We start from the raw sequence: 20,947 nt of genomic DNA, 5'->3' as shown, positions 1-20,947 counted from the left end.
GGGGCCGCGCGTGGAGAGCGGCGGCCGGGGCACGGCCTCGGACCGGGCGACGGCGCCCGCCGCCGCGGTCACCGGCGGCGGACCGCCCGGAGCGAGCCCTTCGGCGACGTCCGCCATGGGCGGCCTGAGCGGCTCCCCCGAGCCGGGCCTCATACCCGGTCTCCCGGCCACCCCGGCCACGAGCGGCGGCCCTGCGGTCCCTCCCACCGCCACGACGGGGCCGGACGCACCCGACGGCCGCGGTCCAGCGGACGGGGAACGGGAGCGGCAGAGGGAAGGGGGGGAACAGACGGAGGACACCGGCGACCGGGCCCCGGACCCGGGGACGCCGCAGCCGTCGCGGTCCGACCGCCCCGCCCCGTCCCCCGCGCCGACCCCGCCACCGGACCGCCGCACGCCACCGGCGTCCGATCCGGAGCCGGAACCCGACGATCCGGGCCTGTGCGTGCCGGTCATCGGCCTCTGCGTGGACCTGCTCGGCGGCTGACGGACGACAGCCGGCAGCCGTCGGCCGACGACGCCCGACGGCCGGAGCCTACGACTCCCCGCCGCCGTCCCGGCGGGTGAGCAGCCACGGCTCGACCACGCCGAGGCCGCGCACCGGACGCTGCCACATCGGCTGGAGCGCGAAGCGGTACACCGGCGGTTCCTCGCCCTCCTTCTCCGCGGCGGCGGCCTCCTCGGCCGCCGCGGCCTCCGAGGCGGGGGCGTCCCGGGTGCGGATCAGCTCCTCCGCGAAGGCGGTGTCGACGAGGACCGCGTCCTTGGGGGCTATCGAGGTGAGCCGGGAGGCCAGGTTGACGGTCGTGCCGAAGACATCGCCCATCCGGGTGGTGACCGTGCCGAAGGCGATGCCGACGCGCAGTTCCGGCATGGTCTCGTCGCTGGCCATCGTCTCGATGAGCCGCAGGGCGATCTCGGCGGCCGTACCGGCGTCGTCGGCGGCGTAGAGCACCTCGTCGCCGAGGGTCTTGACCAGCCGTCCGCCGCGCGCGGCCACCAGGTCGGCGGAGGTGGTCTCGAAGGCCTCGACCAGCTCGCCGAGCTCCTCCTCCTCCATCCGCCGGGTCAGTCGCGTGAAGCCGACCAGGTCCGCGAAGCCCACCGCGAGCCGCCGGTCCACCATCTCCTCGTCGTCCCCGGCCTGGATGACCCGGCCGGCCGAGGCGGCGAGCTGGCGCCGCCAGACGTAGACGAGGAACTCCTGCAACTCGGGAAGGAGCAGCTCGACGATCGGGTACGTCACCTCGGTGCGCGTCATCCCGGGCTCGGGGGGCTCGGTCAGGCCCTCCAGGAAGGAGTCGATCTGCCACTCGGCCAACCGGGCGGTGGTCTGCCCCGTGGACCGGGCGACCTGCACGGCCATCGCCTCGCTGAGCAGCCCCGCCTCCACCAGACCGGCCAGTCGCCGCAGGGCCAGGACGTCGGCCTCGGTGAGCGCCTTGGCCTGGCCGATGTCGGCGAAGCCCATGGCCCGCCAGAACCGGGAGGCCAGTTCCATGGAGACGCCGGCGCTGCGGGCGGCCTGGAACGGGGTGTAGCGGCGCTCGGCGCCCAGGATGAGCCCTTCGAGGCGCAGCGCGAGCGGGTCATCGCCGGGGTCGGCGGAGTCCGGGGCGGGCTCGGGGTCCACCCGGCCGTCCCCGTCCGCGCCGGATCCGGTGTCGTCGACGGTCACGCCTGTTGCCTTTCCGATCTGCCGCGGTCAGGTTCGACCGGCCCCAACTTTACGTCAGGTGTGCCCCAGCTCACTCCCGTGCGTCCCGTACTCCGAGAGTGCCCCGGGGCCGCGCTCACGCCAACCGCAGATGCACGATGTCGCCCGCTCCCACCGGCTCCTGCACCCCCGCCTCCGTCGCGAGGACCAGCCGCCCGTCGCCGTCCACGGCCACCGCCTCCCCCACGAGCGACCGGTCCCCCGGAAGTTCCGCCCGCACCATGCGCCCGAGCGTCGCGCAGCCCGCCGCGTAGGTCTCCTGCAGCCCGCTGGCCGCCGGGTCGCCGCCGGCCTCGCGCCAGCGCCCGTACCAGTCCTCCAGCGACCGCAGCACCCCGCGCAGCAGCGGGTCCCGGTCGGTGTTCACGGCCCCGGCCAGCGCCAGCGACCCGGCCCGCGCGACCGGCAGTTCGTCGGCGCGGAGCGAGACGTTGATGCCGACGCCGATGACGACGCCGTCGTCCCCGGCCCGCTCCAGGAGGATGCCGCCGGCCTTGCGTTCCTCGTCGCCGACGGTCACCAGCAGGTCGTTGGGCCACTTCAGGGCGGTGTCGACGCCCGCGACGCGGGACAGCCCGGTCGCCACGGCGACGCCGGTGAGCAGCGGCAGCCAGCCCCAGCGGGTCACGGGGATCTCGGCGGGCCGCAGCAGTACGGAGAAGAACAGCCCGGAGCGGGCGGGTGCCGTCCACTGCCGGTCCAGGCGCCCGCGCGCGGCGCTCTGCTCCTCGGCGACCAGGACGACGCCCTCCGCCAGGTCCCCCTCGGCGGCCCGGGCCACGAGGTCGGAGTTGGTGGACCCGGTGCGCTGCACGACGTCGACCTGCCGCCACAGCCCGCCGTCCCGCACCAGTCCCCGGCGCAGGGCCGTGCTGCTGAGGGGCGGCCGGTCCAGGTCGGACCACCTGTCGCGCGGGGAGCCTGGGGAGTCGGAGGAATCTCGGGGCGTCATGCAACCCACCCTAGGTGTGGGAAACACCGCACTGCCGATCGGAAGGGCCCCTACTACTCTACGAACGAGTAACCGTCCCCCCCTTTTGAGCAGGCAGGGAGCCGCATCCCGATGTCCGAGCCGGAAGAGCAGCAGCCCGACATCCACACGACCGCGGGCAAGCTCGCGGATCTCAGGCGCCGTATCGAGGAAGCGACGCACGCCGGTTCCGCACGCGCCGTCGAGAAACAGCACGCCAAGGGCAAGCTGACGGCTCGTGAGCGCATCGACCTCCTCCTCGACGAGGGCTCCTTCGTCGAGCTGGACGAGTTCGCCCGGCACCGCTCCACCAACTTCGGCCTCGACGCCAACCGCCCCTACGGCGACGGCGTCGTCACCGGTTACGGCACCGTCGACGGCCGCCCCGTCGCCGTCTTCTCCCAGGACTTCACCGTCTTCGGCGGCGCGCTGGGCGAGGTCTACGGCCAGAAGATCGTCAAGGTCATGGACTTCGCGCTGAAGACCGGCTGCCCGGTCGTCGGCATCAACGACTCCGGCGGCGCCCGCATCCAGGAGGGCGTGGCCTCCCTCGGCGCCTACGGCGAGATCTTCCGCCGCAACACCCACGCCTCCGGCGTCATCCCCCAGATCAGCCTGGTCGTCGGCCCGTGCGCGGGCGGCGCGGTGTACTCCCCCGCGATCACCGACTTCACGGTGATGGTCGACCAGACCAGCCACATGTTCATCACCGGCCCCGACGTCATCAAGACCGTCACCGGCGAGGACGTCGGCTTCGAGGAGCTGGGCGGCGCCCGCACCCACAACTCCACCTCGGGCGTGGCCCACCACATGGCGGGCGACGAGAAGGACGCCGTCGAGTACGTCAAGCAGCTCCTGTCGTACCTGCCGTCCAACAACCTCTCCGAGCCCCCCGCCTTCCCGGAGGAGGCGGACCTCGCGGTCACGGACGAGGACGCCGAGCTGGACACGATCGTCCCGGACTCGGCGAACCAGCCCTACGACATGCACACCGTCATCGAGCACGTCCTGGACGACGGCGAGTTCTTCGAGACCCAGTCGCTGTTCGCGCCGAACATCCTCACCGGCTTCGGCCGCGTCGAGGGCCGCCCGGTCGGCATCGTCGCCAACCAGCCGATGCAGTTCGCCGGGTGCCTGGACATCACCGCCTCCGAGAAGGCGGCCCGCTTCGTGCGCACCTGCGACGCCTTCAACGTCCCCGTCCTCACCTTCGTGGACGTCCCCGGCTTCCTGCCGGGCGTGGACCAGGAGCACGACGGCATCATCCGCCGCGGCGCCAAGCTGATCTTCGCCTACGCCGAGGCCACGGTCCCGCTGATCACGGTCATCACCCGCAAGGCCTTCGGCGGCGCCTACGACGTCATGGGATCCAAGCACCTGGGCGCCGACCTCAACCTGGCCTGGCCCACCGCCCAGATCGCCGTCATGGGCGCCCAGGGCGCGGTCAACATCCTGCACCGCCGCACCATCGCCGACGCCGGTGACGAGGCCGAGGCCACCCGCGCCCGCCTGATCCAGGAGTACGAGGACGCCCTGCTCAACCCCTACACGGCGGCCGAACGCGGCTACGTCGACGCGGTGATCATGCCGTCCGACACCCGCCGTCACATCGTCCGCGGCCTGCGCCAGCTGCGCACCAAGCGGGAGAACCTCCCTCCGAAGAAGCACGGCAACATCCCCCTGTAAGGAGCCGCTGTGACGATCAAGGTCGTACGGGGCAACCCCACCCCGGAAGAACTGGCCGCCGCCCTGACGGTGGTCAGGGCCCGCGCCGCGACGGCAGCCTCAGAACCCACCACCGAGCCCCCGCGGGACACCTGGTCCGACCCGTCCCGCATCGCGGCCCACCGGCTGCCCCACCCGGGCCCGACGTCGTGGGGCCGCACCTACTGGCCGAGCTGAGGACCGCCGCCACCGGGGCGCGGGGAACCGCGCACGGAAGAGGAACGCCGCGCCCCGATTTGAGTACCCGTACTCAAGTCACTCCCCCCGGCCAAGCCCCACGCTGGTGACATGCTGTGGTCCGACCCCGACAACGAGCCGCCCGAAGAACTGCGCGACACGCAGGACATGCTGCGGCGGCTGAGCGTCTTCCTGGCACTGGCCATGGTCCTCGCGATGATCGTGCTCGGTCTGGGGTGAACCGCCCCGCCCCAGGTGGCTAATGTGACCCCATGACTGCTGCTCAGCCCCGCCGCCGACTCGTCCTCGCCTCCCAGTCCCCGGCCCGGCTCGGCCTGCTGCGCCAGGCCGGACTGGCCCCCGAGGTGTTCGTGAGCGGTGTCGACGAGGAGGCCGTCACCGCCCCCACCCCCGCCGAGCTGGCGCTCGCCCTGGCCGAGGCCAAGGCGTCCGTGGTGGCCGCGAAGCCGGAGGTGCACGGCGCCCTGGTGATCGGCTGCGACTCGGTGCTCGACCTGGACGGCCGGGCGCTCGGCAAGCCGGCGGACGCCGAGGAGGCCACCGCGCGCTGGAAGGCGATGCGCGGCCGGGCGGGCACGCTGCAGACCGGCCACTGCGTCTGGGACACCGCCTCCGGCCGCCACGTCTCGGCGACCGCGTCCACGGTCGTCCGCTTCGGCGAGCCGACCGACGACGAGATCGCCGCCTACGTGGCCTCCGGGGAGCCCCTGTACGTCGCCGGGGCGTTCACCCTGGACGGCCGCTCGGCCCCGTTCATCGACGGCATCGAGGGCGACCACGGGAACGTCATCGGCCTCAGCCTGCCCCTGCTGCGGCGGCTGCTCGCCGACCTCGGGACCGGTATCACGGAGTTGTGGGCGCCGGCGGAGGGCTGACCGGGGAGCCCTCGTCGCCCTTGCCGCCCTCGGGCCGCTGACCGGCCGCGGGCTGCTCGCGGGCGTCGTACGTCATCAGCAGCAGCACGATCAGACCCAGTACGACGATCATGAAGAGGAAGGCGCCGGGCCCCACCAGTCCCCAGGAGAAGGCGCCGAGCAGCCCGTGCACCACCGCGGCGCTGATCAGCAGGACCCGGCCGAGCCCCGCGGGCGCGCGGTCGCGCAGCGCCACGAGCAGGGCGACCAGGGCGCACAGCGCGAAGTACAGCCCGAAGACGACCCCGCCGACCTTCGAGGAGAGGGACATCATGTCCGGGTCGAGCCCGGCCAGGGACATGTCCTGCCGGTCGACTACGGCCGCCAGGAACCAGTTCAGCGCCGCGACGCCGACCGCCTCCACGAAGAGCACGACGGCCACGGTCCACGCCACCGGCCTGCGCACTGTCACCGGTCCCCACCCACCTTCGACCGCTGTCGCACAGGACAGCTGTTACCCCAAGTACGTTCGAGACTCCCCGAACGCTACTAACGGGTAAACCTCGCCACAAGGGTTCCGGCACGAGCAAAGAATCATTGGGCCATTAGTAGGGACTCCACAAAGAAACCGAGTGGCCCGCAGCACGCCCTTACAGAGACCTTGACCACATCGGGGGGCTAGGGTTTCCCCCAGGAGTCCTGCGTAGCGCGGTACTACAAGGGCTTTCGCGGGTCGAGCGGGCCTCGAATCACGCTCCGTGTGGGCAAGCTCACCATTGGGGACGGGTCGAAGTGCCGTGTCGGCAGTCCCTAAACTCGGCTTGTTTCAAGGAGGGAGCCTCAATCGTGCGCAAGGTGCTCATCGCCAATCGTGGCGAAATCGCTGTCCGCGTGGCCCGGGCCTGCCGGGACGCCGGGATCGCGAGCGTGGCCGTCTACGCGGACCCGGACCGGGACGCATTGCATGTCCGCGCCGCTGATGAGGCGTTCGCCCTGGGTGGTGACACCCCCGCGACCAGCTACCTGGACATCGAGAAGGTCCTCAAAGCCGCGCGCGAGTCGGGCGCGGACGCCATCCATCCCGGCTACGGATTCCTCTCCGAGAACGCGGAGTTCGCGCAGGCGGTCCTGGACGCCTCTCTGACCTGGATCGGCCCGCCCCCGCAGGCCATCCGCGACCTGGGCGACAAGGTCGCGGCCCGGCACATCGCCCAGCGGGCCGGTGCCCCGCTGGTCGCCGGCACCCCCGACCCGGTCTCCGGCGCGGACGAGGTCGTCGCCTTCGCCAAGGAGCACGGCCTGCCGATCGCGATCAAGGCCGCCTTCGGCGGCGGCGGCCGCGGTCTCAAGGTCGCCCGCACCCTGGAGGAGGTCCCCGAGCTGTACGACTCCGCCGTCCGCGAGGCCGTGGCCGCCTTCGGCCGCGGCGAGTGCTTCGTCGAGCGCTACCTCGACAAGCCCCGCCACGTGGAGACCCAGTGCCTGGCCGACCAGCACGGCAACGTGGTCGTCGTCTCCACCCGCGACTGCTCGTTGCAGCGCCGCCACCAGAAGCTGGTCGAGGAGGCCCCGGCGCCCTTCCTCTCCGACGCCCAGCTGGAGGAGCTGTACGCGTCCTCCAAGGCGATCCTGAAGGAAGCCGGCTACGTCGGCGCCGGCACCGTGGAGTTCCTCGTCGGCATGGACGGCACGATCTCCTTCCTGGAGGTCAACACCCGCCTCCAGGTCGAGCACCCGGTCACCGAGGAAGTCGCCGGCATCGACCTGGTCCGCGAGATGTTCCGCATCGCCGACGGCGAGGAACTCGGCTACGACGACCCCGCCCTGCGGGGCCACTCCTTCGAGTTCCGCATCAACGGCGAGGACCCCGGCCGCGGTTTCCTGCCCGCCCCCGGCACCGTCACCCGCTTCGAGGGTCCCGCCGGTCCGGGCGTGCGCCTGGACGCGGGCGTCGAGTCCGGATCGGTGATCGGCCCGGCCTGGGACTCCCTCCTCGCGAAGCTGATCGTCACCGGCCGCACCCGCAAGGAGGCACTGGAGCGCGCCGCCCGTGCCCTGGACGAGTTCCAGGTCGAGGGCATGGCCACCGCCATCCCCTTCCACCGCACGGTGGTCCGGGACCCGGCCTTCGCCCCCGAACTCACCGGTTCCACCGACCCGTTCACGGTCCACACCCGCTGGATCGAGACGGAGTTCGTCAACGAGATCAAGCCCTTCACCGCCCCCGCGGACGCCGAGGCGGACGAGGAGAGCGGCCGGGAGACGGTCGTCGTCGAGGTCGGCGGCAAGCGCCTGGAGGTCTCCCTCCCCTCCTCGCTCGGCATGTCGCTGGCCCGCACCGGCCTGGCGGCCGGCGCCCGCCCCAAGCGCCGCGCGGCGAAGAAGTCCGGCCCCGCCGCCTCGGGCGACACCCTCGCCTCCCCGATGCAGGGCACGATCGTGAAGATCGCCGTCGAGGAGGGCCAGGAGGTCCAGGAGGGCGACCTCATCGTCGTCCTCGAGGCGATGAAGATGGAACAGCCCCTCAACGCCCACAAGTCCGGCACCGTCAAGGGCCTGGGCGCCGAGATCGGCGCGTCCATCACCTCCGGCGCCGCGATCTGCGAGATCAAGGACTGAGGACACCCGCAGCGCACGACAGGGGCGCCCGGCGGACCGCATCACACGGTCCGCCGGGCGCCCCTGTCACTGCCCGACGGGACCGCGGGACCCCTACCGGCGCCGCAGGTCGGCGACGCGCGCCCGCTCCGCCCCGCCGCTCTGCTCACCCAGGGCGGCGGCCGAACGCAGCCCCGCGCCCGGAACCTGACGGCGCGGCCCCGGAAGCGGCACGTCCCGACGCTGCTGACGCGCCACGGAATCACCCCCCGGGGCCCCCGATGTCCCGGTGCCGTCCGCCGGACCACCCCCTGACGCCCCGGCCACGGCGATCTGCACGCCCTGGTCGGCCAGGGCCTGGAGCTCGGTGGCGGCGCGGTCGTCGTGGCCCGGCGACTCGTCGGTGACCAGCCGGGTGATGACGTCGGTGGGCACGGTCTGGAACATGGTGTCCGTACCCAGCTTGGAGTGGTCGGCGAGGACGACGACCTCGGCGGCGGCCTGGACCAGCGCCCGGTCGACGGACGCCGACAGCATGTTGGAGGTGGACAGCCCCCGCTCGGCGGTCAGCCCGCTCCCGGACAGGAAGGCCTTGGAGACCCGCAGCCCCTGGAGGGACTGTTCGGCACCCGACCCCACCAGGGCGTAGTTCGACCCCCTGAGCGTGCCACCGGTCATCACGACCTCGACCCGGTTGGCATGGGCGAGGGCCTGGGCCACCAGCAGCGAGTTGGTGACGACGGTCAGCCCGGGTACCCGCGCGAGCCGGCGGGCCAGCTCCTGTGTCGTCGTACCCGCCCCCACCACGATGGCTTCGCCCTCTTCGACGAGGCCCGCGGCGAGATCGGCGATGGCCGTCTTCTCGGCGGTCGCGAGATGGGATTTCTGCGGAAAGCCGGACTCTCGCGTGAACCCGCCCGGCAGTACCGCACCGCCGTGCCGGCGGTCGAGGAGTCCTTCTGCCTCCAGTGCGCGCACGTCCCGCCGTACGGTCACTTCGGAGGTCTGGACGACGCGGGCGAGCTCACGGAGCGACACGGCCCCGTTCGCTCGCACCATTTCGAGGATCAATTGGCGACGTTCTGCAGCGAACACGAAACTGACAGTAACCCCAACGACCGTCTGCTTTCAGCAGTATGCGCCGAATAACAGAAGTTGTTCGCATGCCACCACTGGAAGTGGTATACGGGCCTACCCCGGCCGCCTATGCCGCCCGCAAGCGCCGCAACTCCCCGTGACCAGCGGGGAGTCATTTCCGGCCGCGCCCGCCGGACTACTGCTCCCCGCCGGCCTTCCGGGTGTGCAACTGCCGTGCCACCTCGGCGATCGACCCCGACAGCGAGGGATACACAGTGAAGGCGTTGGCGATCTGTTCGACCGTCAGGTTGTTGTCGACGGCGATCGAGATGGGATGAATCAGCTCCGAGGCACGCGGCGCGACGACGACACCGCCCACCACGATCTCGGTACCGGGCCGGCAGAAGATCTTGACGAAGCCGTCCCGGATGCCCTGCATCTTGGCGCGCGGGTTGCGCAGCAGCGGCAGCTTCACCACCCGGGCGTCGATCTTGCCCCCGTCCACGTCGGCCTGCGAGTACCCGACGGTGGCGATCTCGGGGTCGGTGAAGACGTTGGCGGAGACGGTCTTCAGGTTCAGCGGAGTCACCGCGTCGCCGAGGAAGTGGTACATGGCGATCCGCCCCTGCATCGCCGCCACCGAGGCCAGCGCGAAGACACCGGTGACGTCACCGGCGGCGTAGACACCGGGAGCCGAGGTCCGCGAGACCCGGTCGGTCTTGATGTGCCCGGAGTCCTTGAGCCGCACCCCGGCCTCCTCCAGCCCCATCCCCTCCGTGTTGGGAATGGCGCCGACGGCCATCAGACAGTGCGACCCGCCGATGACCCGCCCGTCCGACAGCGTCACCTCGACCCGGTCCCCGACCCGCTTGACGGACTGGGCCCGCGACCGCGACATGACGTTCATGCCGCGCCGCCGGAACACGTCCTCCAGCACGGCCGCCGCGTCCGGGTCCTCACCGGGCAGCACCCGGTCCCGCGACGACACGAGCGTGACCCGCGACCCCAGCGCCTGATACGCACCGGCGAACTCGGCGCCGGTGACACCCGACCCCACCACGATCAGCTCTTCGGGCAGCTCCTCCAGGTCGTACACCTGGGTCCAGTTCAGGATCCGCTCACCGTCGGGCCGCGCGTCCGGCAGCTCCCGCGGATGCCCACCTGTGGCGATGAGCACCGCGTCCGCGGTCAGCGTCTCCTCACTCCCGTCGGCGGCCCGCACCACGACCTTCCGCGAGCCGTCGAGCCCCTGCATGCCCTCCAGCCGCCCGCGCCCGCGCACGACCCGCGCGCCGGCCCGCGTCACGGAGGCGGTGATGTCGTGCGACTGCGCCAGCGCGAGCCGCTTCACCCGCCGGTTGACCTTGCCCAGATCGACGCCCACCACCCGGGCGGCCTGCTCCATGGGCGGGGTGTCGTCGGCGACGATGATCCCCAGCTCCTCGTAGGAGGAGTCGAAGGTGGTCATCACCTCAGCCGTGGCGATGAGGGTCTTGGACGGCACGCAGTCGGTCAGCACCGACGCCCCGCCCAGACCGTCGCAGTCGACGACGGTCACCTCCGCGCCGAGCTGAGCGGCCACCAGCGCCGCTTCGTATCCGCCGGGTCCGCCACCAATGATCACGATCCGAGTCACGTACCCCATTGTCCCGCACCCTTCAACGAGAGGCCGCCCGGGGCCACCACCGTTACGACAGCGATGCCCGACAGCCCTGCCGTACCCTTCCCCTCATGTCGCTCTACGCCGCTTACGCCGGCAACCTCGACGCGCGGCTGATGACCCGCCGCGCCCCGCACTCGCCGCTGCGCGCCACCGGCTGGCTGAACGGGTGGCGGCTGACCTTCGGGGGCGAGCACATGGGCTGGGAGGGCGCACTGGCGACCCTCGTGGAGGACCCGATCTCCCAGGTCTTCGTGTCCCTCTACGACATCGCCCCCATGGACGAGGACTCCCTCGACCGCTGGGAGGGCGTGGGCCTGGACATCTACCGCCGCACCCGGGTCCGCGCGCACACCCTGGAGGGCGAGGAGGGCGCCTGGACCTACGTCCTGAACGCCTACGAGGGCGGCCTGCCCTCCGCCCGCTACCTGGGCGAGGTGGCGGACGCCGCCGAATCGGCCGGCGCTCCCCACGACTACGTGATGGAACTCCGCAAGCGCCCCTGCTGAGGACCACCCTCGTCAAAACCTCCAACCCAAAAACCACCATCCCGTGACCTCCGCCATCTACGCGCGTAGCCACAAACCGGCTACCCTCTTCGGCGTGAACGCATCTCTTCTTCCGGACGACATCCAGGGCGACCCGTACGCCGCCGCCGACGCCGCCGCGGCCCGCCTGCGCGAACTCACCGGCGCCGAGACCCACGACGTCGCCCTCGTGATGGGCTCCGGCTGGGCACCGGCCGTGGACGCCCTGGGCGCCCCCGAGGCCGATCTCCAGGTCACCGACCTGCCGGGCTTCCCCAAGCCCGCAGTGGAGGGGCACGGCGGCAGGATCCGCTCGTACTCCATCGGCGACAAGCGCGCGCTGGTCTTCCTGGGCCGCACCCACTACTACGAGGGCCACGGCGTGGCGGCCGTCTCCCACGGCGTCCGCACCGCCGTGGCGGCCGGCGCCAAGACGATCATCCTGACCAACGGCTGCGGCGGCCTGCGCGAGGGCATGCGCCCCGGCCAGCCGGTCCTGATCAGCGACCACATCAACCTCACCGCCACCTCCCCCATCGTCGGCGCCAACTTCGTCGACCTCACCGACCTCTACTCCCCCCGCCTGCGCGCCCTGTGCAAGGAGGTCGACGCCACGCTGGAGGAGGGCGTCTACGCCCAGTTCCCCGGCCCGCACTACGAGACCCCGGCCGAGATCCGCATGGCCCGCGTCATCGGTGCCGACCTGGTGGGCATGTCGACGGTCCTGGAGGCGATCGCGGCCCGCGAGGCCGGGGCGGAGGTGCTGGGCATCTCCCTGGTCACCAACCTCGCCGCCGGCATGACGGGCGAGCCCCTCAACCACGAGGAGGTCCTCCAGGCGGGCCGCGACTCCGCCGCCCGCATGGGCAAGCTGCTCACGCAGGTGCTGGACCGGCTGTAACAACGCGGTTCACTGATCCGGCGTCGTACAGCTGTCCGGAGCGGGTGTGGGCGCGGGGGTGGGGAGCGCGGCCCGGCGTAGCGGGGTGCCGCCGCGCCCACCCGTGCCGCCCCAGCGGCACGACTGCCCGCAGCTGGGGCGGGAGAGCCGCGCACGGCGAGGCGGGGCCCCGGAGGGTTGGCGAGCCGCAGGCGCGTACGGCGGGAAGGGGTCGTGTCGGGGGGTGTCCGCCCGCAGCGGTTGGCGCGTCCGCGCCGGTGAGATCTGTGGCCGACCGATTCCGCGCCGTTCCGAGGACGGACACCCCCCGGCGCGGCCCCGACCCACCCACCGGACCCAAGGCGCTACGCGCACCCCCACCGAACCCGCACCGGCGCCGCAGGCACCCCACACCCCACACCACCCGACACCCGAGAGGCTGACCGACGTGCAAGACGTGCAAGACGTGCAAGACGACCTCCTCGCACGAGCCAAGGCATGGCTGGCCGAGGACCCCGACGCGGACACCCGCGCCGAACTCGCCCGCCTCATCGAGGCCGAGGACCACGCCGAGCTCACCGCACGCTTCACCGGCACCCTCCAGTTCGGCACCGCGGGCCTGCGCGGCGAACTCGGCGCCGGCCCGATGCGCATGAACCGCTCGGTCGTCATCCGCGCCGCCGCCGGCCTCGCCGCGTACCTCAAGAAGCAGGGAACCCCCCACGGGGACGACACGGCCGGCCTGGTCGTCATCGGCTACGACGCCCGCCACAAGTCCGCGGACTTCGCCCGCGACACCGCCGCCGTGATGACCGGCGCCGGCCTCCGGGCGGCCGTACTCCCCCGCCCCCTCCCCACCCCCGTCCTCGCCTTCGCGATCCGGCACCTCGGCGCCGTCGCCGGAGTGGAGGTCACCGCCAGCCACAACCCGCCCCGCGACAACGGCTACAAGGTCTACCTCGGCGACGGCTCCCAGATCGTGCCCCCCGCCGACGCCGAGATCGCCGCCGAGATCGACGCCGTGCGCACCCTCCACGACGTCCCCCGCCCCGAATCCGGCTGGCAGACCCTCGACGACGACGTCCTCGACGCCTACCTCACCCGCACGGACGCCGTCCTCGCCCCCGGCTCCCCCCGCACCGCCCGCACCGTCTACACCGCGATGCACGGCGTCGGCAAGGACACCCTCCTCGCCGCCTTCGCCCGAGCCGGCTTCCCGCGGCCCGCCCTCGTCACCGAGCAGGCCGACCCCGACCCGGACTTCCCCACCGTCGCCTTCCCCAACCCGGAGGAGCCCGGCGCGATGGACCTCGCCTTCGCGAAGGCGAGGGAGACGACCCCCGACCTGGTCATCGCCAACGACCCGGACGCGGACCGCCTCGCGGTGGCCGTACCCGACCGCACGGACGCCGCCGGCTGGCGCATGCTCCGGGGCGACGAGGTCGGCGCCCTCCTCGCCGCCCACCTGGTCACCCGCGGAGCGCACGGCACGTTCGCGGAGTCGATCGTCTCGTCGTCCCTCCTCGGCCGCATCGCCGCGAAGGCGAACCTCCCGCACGTGGAAACCCTCACCGGCTTCAAGTGGATCGCCCGGGCCGAGAACATCCGCTACGGGTACGAGGAGGCCCTCGGCTACTGCGTCGACCCGGAGGGCGTCCGCGACAAGGACGGCATCACCGCGGCCCTGCTGATCACGGAGCTGGCCTCCACCCTGAAGGAAGCCGGCCGCACCCTCCTCGACCTCCTGGACGACCTCGCCGTGGAGCACGGCCTGCACGCCACCGACCAGCTCTCGGTGCGCGTGGCGGACCTCTCCCTCATCGCCGCCGCGATGCACCGCCTGCGCGAGCAGCCCCCGACGGCCCTCGCGGACCTCCCCGTCAGCAAGGCGGAGGACCTCAGCCGGGGCACGGACACCCTCCCGCCCACCGACGGCCTGCGCTACACGCTCGACGGCGCCCGGGTGATCGTCCGCCCGAGCGGCACGGAGCCCAAGCTGAAGTGCTACCTGGAGGTGGTCGTCCCGGTGGCCACGCACGCCGCTCTCCCGGCCGCCCGGGCGAAGGCGACGGACCTGCTGACGGCGCTCAAGCGCGACTTCTCGACGGCGGCAGGCATCTAGAAAAACCGGGGGTACCTCAAAGGCACCCCCGGTTTACCCACGCGCACCGAACACGCACCCGCACGGACCCCGCACCCCACACCGCCCGGCCACGTCACCCCACCCCGAACAGCACCCCCAGCGCCACCGCCCCGGCGACCGCCGGCACGAGGATCTCGTACGCCCACCGCACCGTCACTCCGCCCTGCGAGCCCTCGGCATCCTTCCGCGCCTCCCACAGCTCACGCAGCTCGTCCATGATCTTGTCGGCCTCGGCCCGCACCGGCCCCTCCGCACCCACCGCGGCGGCCCCGGCCCCGCCGCCCCGGGAACCGAACTGCCCCATGCCACCGAGCACACTCCCCCGCCTGCCCCCGCCGCCGGCAGCTCCGGCGACCCGCCGGTCCTCCCGCCGCGCGGCCTTCTTGCGCCCGCGCAGCGAGACCGGGATGGACCACAGCTGGAACTTGGCGCCGCCCTCGGTGAAGACCTCGTTCGTGTACCCGGACCGGAACGACTCGACCCGCGCCCAGGGAAGCACGATCACGCGGAACGGATTGCGCACCCGCAGCCGGTCGTCGTTCGCGAACACGGCGGGCCGCACGGTGTACGCGGCGACCAGCGGCACGAGGAAGACCAGCGCCGCGAGCGCCTTCCAGCGGGTGTCCCCCTCGCCCGAGACCAGGGCGTCGATGCCGAGCCACAGCGCGAGGGCGAGTACCAGCACGCCGCCGGAGATGCCCGCGGGCGAGCGGTAGGCCCGGTCCTTGGACACGGGACCCGGCGGCTGCGGCGAGGATGACTGGGGCTCCGGCGTGCTCATGCTGCCGATTGTGCCCGACAGGCCGCCCGAGGCTCACATGCGGTGCCGGTACATCGGACGAGCCCGAGGGACTGTACAGACCGCTACGCGCGTAGATATGCTCATCTGGTGACCATGCCCACCACTGCACCCGCCGCAGACGGACCCGCCCAGGGCCCCGTCAACGGACCCGCTCAAGGATTCGCCGACGTCACCGCGTCCGACAGCACCCTGCGCCGCTTCCTCCACGGACTACCCGGCGTCGACACGGTCGGCCTGGAGGCGCGCGCCGCCTCCCTCGGCACCCGTTCCATCAAGACCACCGCGAAGGCGTTTGCCCTCGACCTCGCCATCTCGATGGTCGACCTGACGACGCTGGAAGGCGCGGACACCCCGGGCAAGGTCCGGGCGCTCGGCGCGAAGGCGGTCCGCCCCGACCCGACCGACCGCACGGCCCCCGCCACCGCCGCCGTCTGCGTGTACCCCGACATGGTGCCCACGGCCAGGGAAGCCGTCGCCGGCTCCGGCGTGAAGGTCGCCTCGGTCGCCACCGCCTTCCCGGCCGGCCGCGCCTCGCTGGCCGTCAAGCTGGCCGACGTGCGCGAGGCCGTGGCGGCGGGCGCGGACGAGGTCGACATGGTCATCGACCGCGGCGCGTTCCTCGCCGGGCAGTACATGAAGGTGTACGACGAGATCACCGCCGTACGCGAGGCCTGCGGTACGGCCGCCCGCCTGAAGGTCATCTTCGAGACCGGCGAGCTGTCGACGTACGACAACATCCGTCGCGCGAGCTGGCTCGGCATGCTGGCCGGGGCGGACTTCATCAAGACGTCCACCGGCAAGGTCGCGGTCAACGCCACGCCCGCCAACACCCTCCTGATGCTGGAGGCGGTCCGCGACTTCCGCGCCCAGACCGGCGTCCAGGTGGGCGTGAAGCCGGCCGGCGGCATCCGCACCGCGAAGGACGCGATCAAGTTCCTGGTCCTGGTCAACGAGACGGCGGGCGAGGACTGGCTGGACCACCACTGGTTCCGCTTCGGCGCCTCCTCGCTGCTGAACGACCTGCTGATGCAGCGCCAGAAGCTGGCCACAGGCCGTTACTCCGGCCCCGACTACGTGACGGTGGACTGATCACCATGGCACCCGCACCCGCACCCTCATCCGCGTTCGAGTACGCCCCGGCGCCCGAGTCCCGCGCGGTCGTCGACATCGCCCCCTCCTACGGCCTGTTCATCGACGGTGAGTTCACCGAGGCGGCCGACGGCAAGGTCTTCAAGACCGTCTCCCCCGCCACCGAAGAGGTCCTCTCCGAGGTCGCCGAGGCCGGCGAGGCGGACGTCGACCGCGCCGTGAAGGCCGCCCGCAAGGCCTTCGAGAAGTGGTCGGCGCTGCCCGGCGCGGAGCGCGCGAAGTACCTCTTCCGCATCGCCCGCATCATCCAGGAACGCAGCCGCGAGCTGGCCGTCCTGGAGACCCTGGACAACGGCAAGCCGATCCGGGAGACCCGGGACGCGGACCTCCCCCTGGTGGCGGCGCACTTCTTCTACTACGCGGGCTGGGCCGACAAGCTCGACCACGCCGGGTACGGCACGGCCCCCCGCCCCCTGGGCGTGGCGGGCCAGGTCATCCCCTGGAACTTCCCGCTCCTGATGCTGGCGTGGAAGATCGCCCCGGCGCTCGCCACCGGCAACACGGTGGTGCTGAAGCCCGCCGAGACGACCCCCCTGTCCGCCCTGTTCTTCGCGGACATCTGCCGCCAGGCCGGGCTGCCCAAGGGCGTCGTCAACATCATCACCGGCGACGGCCGTGCCGGAGCGGCGCTGACCGCCCACCCCGACGTGAACAAGGTCGCCTTCACCGGCTCCACGGCCGTCGGCAAGCAGATCGCGCGCACGGTCGCGGGCACCCGCAAGAAGCTCACCCTGGAGCTGGGCGGCAAGGGCGCCAACATCGTCTTCGACGACGCCCCGATCGACCAGGCCGTCGAGGGCATCGTCAACGGCATCTTCTTCAACCAGGGCCAGGTCTGCTGCGCGGGCTCCCGCCTCCTGGTGCAGGAGTCGATCCACGACGAGCTGCTCGACTCCCTGAAGCGGCGGCTCACCACCCTCCGCCTGGGCGACCCCCTGGACAAGAACACGGACATCGGCGCGATCAACTCCGCCGAGCAGCTGGCCCGTATCACCGCCCTCGCCGACCAGGGCGAGGCGGAGGGCGCCGAACGCTGGTCCCCGGCCTGCGAACTCCCCTCCTCCGGCTACTGGTTCGCCCCGACGCTCTTCACCAACGTCACCCAGGCGCACACGGTCGCCCGCGACGAGATCTTCGGCCCGGTCCTGTCCGTCCTCACCTTCCGCACCCCGGACGAGGCGGTCGCCAAGGCCAACAACACCCCGTACGGCCTGTCGGCGGGCATCTGGACGGAGAAGGGCTCGCGCATCCTGGCGGTCGCGAACAAGCTCCGCGCGGGCGTGATCTGGTCCAACACGTTCAACAAGTTCGACCCGACGTCGCCGTTCGGCGGCTACAAGGAGTCGGGCTTCGGCCGCGAGGGCGGCCGCCACGGCCTGGAGGCATACCTCGATGTCTGAGCGACTCAGTGTCCTGAAGACCTACAAGCTGTACGTCGGCGGGAAGTTCCCGCGTTCCGAGAGCGGCCGGGTGTACGAGGTGACCGACGCAAAGGGCAAGTGGCTGGCGAACGCCCCCCTCTCCTCCCGCAAGGACGCCCGTGACGCGGTGGTCGCCGCGCGCAAGGCGTTCGGCGGCTGGTCCGGCGCGACGGCGTACAACCGCGGCCAGATCCTCTACCGCGTCGCGGAGATGCTGGAGGGCCGCCGCGACCAGTACGTCGCGGAGGTCGCCGACGCGGAGGGCCTGTCGAAGTCGAAGGCGGCGGCGCAGGTGGACGCCGCGATCGACCGCTGGGTCTGGTACGCGGGCTGGACCGACAAGATCGCCCAGGTGGTCGGCGGCGGCAACCCGGTCGCGGGCCCCTTCTTCAACCTCTCCTCCCCGGAGCCGACCGGCGTCGTCGCCGTCCTGGCCCCGCAGGAGTCGTCCTTCCTGGGCCTGGTCTCCGTGATCGCCCCGGTCATCGCGACCGGCAACACGGCGGTCGTGGTGGCGTCGGAGCAGTCCCCCCTGCCCGCCCTCTCCCTGGGCGAGGTCCTGGCCACCTCCGACCTCCCCGGCGGCGTGGTCAACATCCTCTCCGGCCGTACGGCCGAGATCGCCGCCCCGCTCGCCGCCCACCAGGACGTCAACGCGATCGACCTCGCGGGCGCCGACGAGACGCTGGCTAAGGAGCTGGAGATCGCGGCGGCGGACAACCTGAAGCGCGTCCTGCGTCCACAGCCTGTGGACAACGCCGACTGGTCGGCGACCCCGGGCACCGACCGCATGACGGCGTTCCTGGAGACCAAGACGGTCTGGCACCCGACGGGCGCGCTGGGCGCGTCGGGTTCGTCGTACTGACCGACTTGCACCTTCACTCAACGTCGACGTCGACGTCGACGCAGACCGGGCCGCGGCTCCTCCCCGTCCGGAGGAACCGCGGCCCTCACTCGACCGAGCACGGCCTCAGCTCCGGTTTGCTCGGCGCGGTCTTCCGTCCCGTCAGCGGGGACAGGTCCTTCATGTACATCTCCGACCACTCCTTGCCGGCCAGGATCTCCCGGAGCCCCGAGCAGACCTTGCTCTTCAGGAGAGGGTCGTCCTGCCGCATCGCCACCCCGTAGGGCTCCGTGCCCGCGCCGCTGGGCAGCAATTTCAGATGCGCCGGATCGTTCTGGGCGTACCCGGCGAGAAGGACGTCGTCCGAGGCGACCGCGTACACGCTTGAACGCTTGTCCAGCAGTCTCTCCACGCACTCCTTGTAGGTGTCGGGCTGCCACTTCCCCGTGGTGTATCCGTCCTCCTTCAACCGGTCCGCGTACGTGGAGTCCCGCGCCGTGCACACCTCGACTTGGTTCCTCTTCACGTCGACGGTTTCATCGAGGTCGTACTTCGCGGAGTTCTTGCGCACGAGGAGGCTGCTGCCCGCCTTGTAGTACGGGCCGACGAAGTTGATGCCGTCCCGCTTCTCCCGGGCGGGCGTCATGCTGTACGAGGCGATGACCAGATCCACTTCCCCGTTCTTCAGCTTGCTCGCCCGGTTGGCCGTGGTCACCCCGTAGAAGTCCACCTGTTCCTTGCCGTAACCCAGTTCATGGGCGAGGGCGTAGGCGATGTCGATGTCGAACCCGCTCCACACTCCGGTGCCCTTGTCGTAGAAGCTCAGTCCGGGCTGATCCTCCTTGGCACCGATCGTCAGCCTTTTCCTGGCGCTCTTCCACTGCTCCCACGCCTTCTCGGCGTCACCCCCGGCGGCGCCTCCGCCCTGTTGCCCGGAGGCGTCGTCCTGCTTGCCCCCGGAGACACCCTGCGAGACGAGCCAGCCTCCCCCGGCCAGCAGGGCGACACACGCCGCGGCCGCCGCCACCTTCCAGCCCCGGAACCGGCCGCGGCCGCCGCGCGACGCCGCCGGTGACGACTCGGAACGGAGGGCTTCGGAAGGGACGCCTTCGGCGGAAGGCGCGGCAGGCGCCGGTGCGGCCACCGTCGGCGTGGGCCGTGAGACGGGCGGCGCGGGCCGGGCCGTGGGCGGGTGTGGGGGTGTGGCGCCCCGGGCGGGGGCCGGCGCGCCCGGGTCCGCGAGGACTTCCTGGAGCATCGCCTCCGTCGAGGCCGCGTCCAGGCGCCTGTCCGGGTCCGTGGCCAACAACCCCTGGATGACGGGGCCGAGGGGTCCCGCGTACCGGAGAACGGGGTCGGGCGACTGCTGGATGCTGGCCTGCACCTCCCAGACCTCGTTGCCCCCGAAGGGCAGCCGTCCCTCGACCATCTCGTACAAGGTGACGCCCAAGGCCCACAGGTCGGAGGCGGACGTGGGACCGGGGGAGGCCGGGGCGAAGAGTTCGGGCGCCAGGTAGGGGGGTGTGCCGATGACCCCGCCGTACCTGGTGACGCGGTCCGCGCCCGCGAAGGTGGCGATGCCGAAGTCCACCAGAACCACCTGGCCGCTGTCCCGCACCAGTACGTTGCCCGGCTTGACGTCGCGGTGCAGGACCGACGCCTCGTGGACCGCCCGCAGGCCCTGGGCCATCCCGAGACCGATGGCCGCGGCCCTGGGCACGCCGAGCACCCCGTCACGGCTCAACAAGTCGGCCAGCGAGCGCCCTTCGAGCAGCTTCATCACGATCCAGACCTGGTCGGCGGTCTCGATCTGGTCGTGGACCGTCACCACGTTCTGGTGCTCGATCTTGGCGAGGGCCTCCGCCTCGCGACGGGCCCGCTGCATCGCGGCCTTCTGCGTGTCCGGGGTCATGGCCCTGCGGTCGAGGAGCCCCTTGACGGCGACGAACCGGCGCAGCCGCCTGTCGTGGGCCTTCCAGACCTCGCCCATGCCGCCGCTGCCGATGGGCTCCAGCAGCTCGTAACGGCCCTCGATCACGGTGTGCGGGACGGAACCGCCGTCAGCCCCGTTGAATCCGTCGTCGTTGTGCACCCGGCCCCCTTGCACGTCCTGCGCGAAACGTGGATCACCACAGATTAGACGGCCACCCTGGGAGATCCCGCGTGACGAAGGCTCGGGCAGACCACGCGATACCGTCCACGGCGGATCGACCGCGGGCGCGTGGCCGCCCTGCTCGGTTCGGTTCCGTACGGATCGACCGACGTCCGACGACTGCGCATCGATGAGTACCGAGTTCTGTACGTCATCCACCATGACGTCGTTCGCGTCCTGATGACCCACCTCGGCCGGACGGCCTGAACCACCCGCGTCAACGGAAGGGC

18 protein-coding genes are annotated in these 20,947 nt (G+C 71.9%); 11 read left to right on the top strand and 7 right to left on the bottom strand.

Annotated features, from left to right (window positions below):
- Window positions 1–535: 535 nt before the first annotated feature.
- Entirely contained in the window at window positions 536–1,678 is a 1,143-nt protein-coding gene (locus tag BZZ08_RS22450) for an adenylate/guanylate cyclase domain-containing protein (protein ID WP_104634045.1), read from the bottom strand.
- 115 nt (window positions 1,679–1,793) lie between these two features.
- A complete protein-coding gene (locus BZZ08_RS22445; protein ID WP_104634044.1) occupies window positions 1,794–2,669 on the bottom strand; it encodes a biotin--[acetyl-CoA-carboxylase] ligase in 876 nt (291 codons plus the stop codon).
- 111 nt (window positions 2,670–2,780) lie between these two features.
- Between BZZ08_RS22445 and BZZ08_RS22440 the strand changes: the two genes are divergently transcribed.
- The 4 genes from BZZ08_RS22440 (at window position 2,781) to BZZ08_RS22425 (ending at window position 5,485) form a co-directional block, all read left to right on the top strand.
- Window positions 2,781–4,373 (top strand): acyl-CoA carboxylase subunit beta, encoded by a 1,593-nt coding sequence (locus BZZ08_RS22440; protein ID WP_104634043.1) that lies wholly within the window; start codon window positions 2,781–2,783, stop codon window positions 4,371–4,373.
- A gap of 9 nt (window positions 4,374–4,382) precedes the next feature.
- The gene (locus tag BZZ08_RS22435) at window positions 4,383–4,589 is read left to right on the top strand and encodes an acyl-CoA carboxylase subunit epsilon (protein ID WP_104634042.1); all 207 of its coding nucleotides are present in this window, start codon (window positions 4,383–4,385) and stop codon (window positions 4,587–4,589) included.
- Between the two features lie 111 nt (window positions 4,590–4,700).
- Window positions 4,701–4,829 carry a morphogenic membrane protein MmpB gene (mmpB, locus tag BZZ08_RS39860; RefSeq protein WP_076975983.1) on the top strand — a complete coding sequence of 43 codons (129 nt, stop codon included), beginning with the start codon at window positions 4,701–4,703 and terminating at the stop codon, window positions 4,827–4,829.
- 32 nt (window positions 4,830–4,861) lie between these two features.
- Window positions 4,862–5,485 carry a nucleoside triphosphate pyrophosphatase gene (locus tag BZZ08_RS22425; RefSeq protein ID WP_104634041.1) on the top strand — a complete coding sequence of 208 codons (624 nt, stop codon included), beginning with the start codon at window positions 4,862–4,864 and terminating at the stop codon, window positions 5,483–5,485.
- Here BZZ08_RS22425 and BZZ08_RS22420 read toward each other — a convergent pair.
- Entirely contained in the window at window positions 5,454–5,936 is a 483-nt protein-coding gene (locus BZZ08_RS22420; RefSeq protein WP_104634040.1) for a hypothetical protein, read from the bottom strand. The genes BZZ08_RS22425 and BZZ08_RS22420 overlap by 32 nt on opposite strands.
- Window positions 5,937–6,310: 374 nt before the next feature.
- On the opposite strand from BZZ08_RS22420, the gene BZZ08_RS22415 reads away from it, so the two are divergent.
- The gene (locus BZZ08_RS22415) at window positions 6,311–8,083 is read left to right on the top strand and encodes an acetyl/propionyl/methylcrotonyl-CoA carboxylase subunit alpha (RefSeq protein ID WP_104634039.1); all 1,773 of its coding nucleotides are present in this window, start codon (window positions 6,311–6,313) and stop codon (window positions 8,081–8,083) included.
- Between the two features lie 93 nt (window positions 8,084–8,176).
- Here BZZ08_RS22415 and BZZ08_RS22410 read toward each other — a convergent pair whose 3' ends face one another.
- Window positions 8,177–9,157, bottom strand: coding sequence for a DeoR/GlpR family DNA-binding transcription regulator (locus BZZ08_RS22410; RefSeq protein ID WP_104634038.1), 981 nt, complete (start codon window positions 9,155–9,157; stop codon window positions 8,177–8,179).
- Window positions 9,158–9,335: 178 nt separating this feature from the next.
- Window positions 9,336–10,784, bottom strand: a complete 1,449-nt coding sequence (locus BZZ08_RS22405; RefSeq protein WP_198601627.1) for an NAD(P)H-quinone dehydrogenase — start codon at window positions 10,782–10,784, stop codon at window positions 9,336–9,338.
- Between the two features lie 86 nt (window positions 10,785–10,870).
- Between BZZ08_RS22405 and BZZ08_RS22400 the strand changes: the two genes are divergently transcribed.
- From BZZ08_RS22400 to BZZ08_RS22385, 3 genes are all read left to right on the top strand, one after another.
- The gene (locus tag BZZ08_RS22400) at window positions 10,871–11,308 is read left to right on the top strand and encodes a gamma-glutamylcyclotransferase (RefSeq protein ID WP_104634037.1); all 438 of its coding nucleotides are present in this window, start codon (window positions 10,871–10,873) and stop codon (window positions 11,306–11,308) included.
- A gap of 94 nt (window positions 11,309–11,402) precedes the next feature.
- Window positions 11,403–12,227: a purine-nucleoside phosphorylase gene (locus tag BZZ08_RS22395; protein WP_104634036.1), complete on the top strand. Its 825-nt coding sequence runs from the start codon at window positions 11,403–11,405 to the stop codon at window positions 12,225–12,227.
- Between the two features lie 445 nt (window positions 12,228–12,672).
- Window positions 12,673–14,328, top strand: coding sequence for a phospho-sugar mutase (locus BZZ08_RS22385; protein ID WP_198601630.1), 1,656 nt, complete (start codon window positions 12,673–12,675; stop codon window positions 14,326–14,328).
- Window positions 14,329–14,422: 94 nt separating this feature from the next.
- Here BZZ08_RS22385 and BZZ08_RS22380 read toward each other — a convergent pair whose 3' ends face one another.
- Complete coding sequence (locus BZZ08_RS22380; protein WP_104634034.1) at window positions 14,423–15,130, bottom strand: PH domain-containing protein; 708 nt, start codon at window positions 15,128–15,130, stop codon at window positions 14,423–14,425.
- A 114-nt stretch (window positions 15,131–15,244) separates the two neighbouring features.
- Between BZZ08_RS22380 and deoC the strand changes: the two genes are divergently transcribed.
- The 3 genes from deoC to BZZ08_RS22365 are packed head-to-tail and all read left to right on the top strand — an operon-like array spanning window position 15,245 to window position 18,586.
- The gene (deoC, locus tag BZZ08_RS22375; protein ID WP_104634033.1) at window positions 15,245–16,240 is read left to right on the top strand and encodes a deoxyribose-phosphate aldolase; all 996 of its coding nucleotides are present in this window, start codon (window positions 15,245–15,247) and stop codon (window positions 16,238–16,240) included.
- Between the two features lie 5 nt (window positions 16,241–16,245).
- Window positions 16,246–17,700: an aldehyde dehydrogenase family protein gene (locus BZZ08_RS22370; protein WP_104634032.1), complete on the top strand. Its 1,455-nt coding sequence runs from the start codon at window positions 16,246–16,248 to the stop codon at window positions 17,698–17,700.
- Window positions 17,693–18,586 carry an aldehyde dehydrogenase family protein gene (locus tag BZZ08_RS22365; RefSeq protein ID WP_104634031.1) on the top strand — a complete coding sequence of 298 codons (894 nt, stop codon included), beginning with the start codon at window positions 17,693–17,695 and terminating at the stop codon, window positions 18,584–18,586. Before BZZ08_RS22370 ends, BZZ08_RS22365 begins: the two co-directional genes overlap by 8 nt.
- Before the next feature lie 85 nt (window positions 18,587–18,671).
- On the opposite strand, the gene BZZ08_RS22360 is transcribed toward BZZ08_RS22365, so the two are convergent.
- The gene (locus BZZ08_RS22360; RefSeq protein ID WP_104634030.1) at window positions 18,672–20,657 is read right to left on the bottom strand and encodes a bifunctional serine/threonine-protein kinase/glutamate ABC transporter substrate-binding protein; all 1,986 of its coding nucleotides are present in this window, start codon (window positions 20,655–20,657) and stop codon (window positions 18,672–18,674) included.
- Between the last annotated feature and the right edge of the window lie 290 nt (window positions 20,658–20,947).

Source organism: Streptomyces sp. MH60 (assembly GCF_002939385.1).
Classification (GTDB): domain Bacteria; phylum Actinomycetota; class Actinomycetes; order Streptomycetales; family Streptomycetaceae; genus Streptomyces.
This window is presented reverse-complemented; position numbering and strand designations above follow the sequence as displayed.

Bases quoted from the DNA above. Each gene is read 5' to 3' on its own strand.
- BZZ08_RS22365 (WP_104634031.1), top strand. From the start codon at position 17,693: ATGTCTGAGCGACTCAGTGTCCTGAAGACCTACAAGCTGTACGTCGGC.
- BZZ08_RS22445 (WP_104634044.1), bottom strand. From the start codon at position 2,669: ATGACGCCCCGAGATTCCTCCGACTCCCCAGGCTCCCCGCGCGACAGG.
- BZZ08_RS22370 (WP_104634032.1), top strand. From the start codon at position 16,246: ATGGCACCCGCACCCGCACCCTCATCCGCGTTCGAGTACGCCCCGGCG.
- BZZ08_RS22440 (WP_104634043.1), top strand. From the start codon at position 2,781: ATGTCCGAGCCGGAAGAGCAGCAGCCCGACATCCACACGACCGCGGGC.
- BZZ08_RS22405 (WP_198601627.1), bottom strand. From the start codon at position 10,784: ATGGGGTACGTGACTCGGATCGTGATCATTGGTGGCGGACCCGGCGGA.
- mmpB (WP_076975983.1), top strand. From the start codon at position 4,701: ATGCTGTGGTCCGACCCCGACAACGAGCCGCCCGAAGAACTGCGCGAC.
- BZZ08_RS22425 (WP_104634041.1), top strand. From the start codon at position 4,862: ATGACTGCTGCTCAGCCCCGCCGCCGACTCGTCCTCGCCTCCCAGTCC.
- deoC (WP_104634033.1), top strand. From the start codon at position 15,245: ATGCCCACCACTGCACCCGCCGCAGACGGACCCGCCCAGGGCCCCGTC.
- BZZ08_RS22400 (WP_104634037.1), top strand. From the start codon at position 10,871: ATGTCGCTCTACGCCGCTTACGCCGGCAACCTCGACGCGCGGCTGATG.
- BZZ08_RS22380 (WP_104634034.1), bottom strand. From the start codon at position 15,130: ATGAGCACGCCGGAGCCCCAGTCATCCTCGCCGCAGCCGCCGGGTCCC.